At 40.6% G+C, this 2356-nt stretch carries 3 protein-coding genes; all 3 read left to right on the top strand.

Annotated elements, in window-relative coordinates:
* The first annotated feature begins 185 nt into the window (after positions 1-185).
* The 3 genes from D908_RS00135 to D908_RS21315 all read left to right on the top strand — a co-directional run bounded on the left by D908_RS00135 (position 186) and on the right by D908_RS21315 (position 2336).
* Positions 186-791 carry a hypothetical protein gene (locus tag D908_RS00135; RefSeq protein ID WP_005528024.1) on the top strand — a complete coding sequence of 202 codons (606 nt, stop codon included), beginning with the start codon at positions 186-188 and terminating at the stop codon, positions 789-791.
* Positions 792-945: 154 nt separating this feature from the next.
* Entirely contained in the window at positions 946-1851 is a 906-nt protein-coding gene (locus D908_RS00140; protein WP_005528021.1) for an AbiTii domain-containing protein, read from the top strand.
* 305 nt (positions 1852-2156) lie between these two features.
* Positions 2157-2336, top strand: coding sequence for a DUF645 family protein (locus D908_RS21315; protein ID WP_005528017.1), 180 nt, complete (start codon positions 2157-2159; stop codon positions 2334-2336).
* Positions 2337-2356 lie beyond the last annotated feature (20 nt).

Below are 2356 nucleotides of genomic sequence, written 5' to 3'. Positions count from 1 at the left end.
AGTCAATGATTTCAGTAGGTTATTCTTGGGTTGGTGCAACAGTAAAGTGTTGAAGCTTAAGCATAACAAACGCCTCAAGAGGGACTGTCAACGCGTAGCGTTTCCAGTCCCAATGAGCCGCGGTGGTTACGGTTGTTGTGTTTGAGTTTAGTGGTAATGCGTTGCCAGCCCCTTAGGCGGGCGTTATGCAACTTAATAAAATGTGGCAAATGAAGAATTTCAAAGTACTAGATAAGCAAGACTTTAATGGCAAAAGTTACCTTTCCACAGTATTTCTACGAGGTAAAGAACTTAAATCGGAAGTTACATTGTTCAAGTGGATAAAGTTGACGTTAGTAGAACTTGCCATTGGCGTTGAGTTACTGGAAAACATCATTATGAGTTTCTCTGTGGCTCCTTATGATAACTACAAGGAGAGGTTAGGAGAAAATTACGGAGCAACCCGACATCTGAGCATTTTTGTTCCTTACGGTATATTCAATAACATTGTTCGTGAGGCGGCAATTGAAGTCTTGTTTTATAAATACCACAAACAATATTACTTGCTACAACCAGCGGAAGACTATGACGTCGACAAACAATCCTGTTCTATAAATTGCACTAGGACAAGATTTAGTGCCCGAAAAGATGTGTTTTCTGAGCTAATTGCTTTCAGAAGGGTATATGAGCTATTTTGGCTTTTCTTTAATGTATCAATCGATATCACTGTATATTTGCTATCAAATAGCCTTGAAGCAACAATTGCTACAGCAATGGGTATAGAGGGTATAAGGCGGTTACTAAGGGTGTAACGTTGCATAACAAACAATTTAAGAGTGATTCGGCACGCGTGGCATTTTTGCTATGCATTGGCTTTAGTGGTTAAGGTGGTATGCGGTGGCATTGGTATTGCGTGCCTCACACCTTAATTGGGCGTTATGCATTAAATTTGAGTTTGGTAAGTAAATGAAGTTAATTAAAGAAATTATCGAGTTGTTAAGCTCTGGAGAAAGCAACTTAAAAGTAGCATTGTTGAAAACAAAAGTACTTCTTCACCAGTTAGGTGAGAAGGAGCTTTTCGATTGGGTTGATAGTGAGCTCAGAGGATATGGAAATCGTGAGTCTGTTCCCGCCTATAGGAAACTACATCTTACAGTTAAAGGCAATTTGAGTAATTCTGTGTATAGATACCAGAATCAAACTCTGCCTTTGATGCACTTAGATGATGAAATACGTGAAATGCTAGACACTAAATACTTGATGGACAGCATTGCTGTTGTTGAGCAGTATTCAACTCAAGAAAATTTACGGGTAAGTATCGCACCTGAGTTCTATCCACTTCTATCTAAGGGTTTTGATGATAGCTATGGTGTAGAAACCGCTTGGGCAGTTCATTCTGCTGGTGCGATGACGCAAATATTGACAGAGGTTACTACTCGACTCTTAGATTTCGTCTTGGAGTTGTCTGAAAAATTTCCAAATGAAATGGAGTTGAGTGATATGAAAACAAGAGCTAAAGAGGTTGGTGTGTCAGATTTATTTAACCATGCAGTTTTTGGTGATAATGCCACCATCGTAGTTGGTGATTCAAATACTCAAACTATTCGCAATACTGTAAACAAAAATGATATGGCTTCCTTAATCGAAGTCCTCAAACAAAATAAAGTTAGTGATGAGGATATAGAGTTACTTCAAGTTGCAATAGAAACCGATAAAGGCAGTGCGGAAGTAGAATCTGGTAACTTTGGTTCAGCCGTATCAGGCTGGATGGGTACAATGGTATCTAAAGCAGCATCAACGTTATGGGATGTTAAGGTTGGTGCTGCTGGTAGTCTATTAGCTACAGCTATTGGCAAGTACTATGGGTTTTAATGCATAACAAACGCCTCAAGAGGGACTGTCAACGCGCGGCGTTTCCAGTCCCATTGAGCCGCGGTGGTTGCAGTTGTTGTGTTTGAGTTTAGTGGTATGCGTTGCCAGCCCCTTAGGCGGGCGTTAGTTTCTATCAATCAAGAATCTTCAAAATCTAAGCTAATTTGTCCTGAATACTCAGTTTTTAGCGTTCAAATTGCACAACTTGGCTTTTGAGCTGGAGTCTGATGCTGATTTGGTAGAGCGTGTTGAAAGTTCGGTAGCTTCAAAGTCGCTGAAAACTAGCAAGCCTCGATGCTTCAAGGTTGTTGGATGTTCAGCACGGTCCGCTTAATTTCACAAAGAGCTGCATCATCGCTGTGATCTCGCTTTCTTTGTCGCGGACTCTTAACCGTAGTCAACTCAACCTTGATCGCTTTGAGTTTTGGCAGCCAACTTCACAGCTTTTGGCGTTGGACGTGTGTTTGTTTGATGCTTTTGCGTAAAATGACTTTCAGGCAAATGT

The organism is Vibrio mimicus CAIM 602, assembly GCF_000338875.1.
GTDB lineage: Bacteria > Pseudomonadota > Gammaproteobacteria > Enterobacterales > Vibrionaceae > Vibrio > Vibrio mimicus.
The sequence above is the reverse complement of the archived record's forward strand: the minus strand, read 5'-3'. Positions and strand labels throughout refer to the sequence as shown.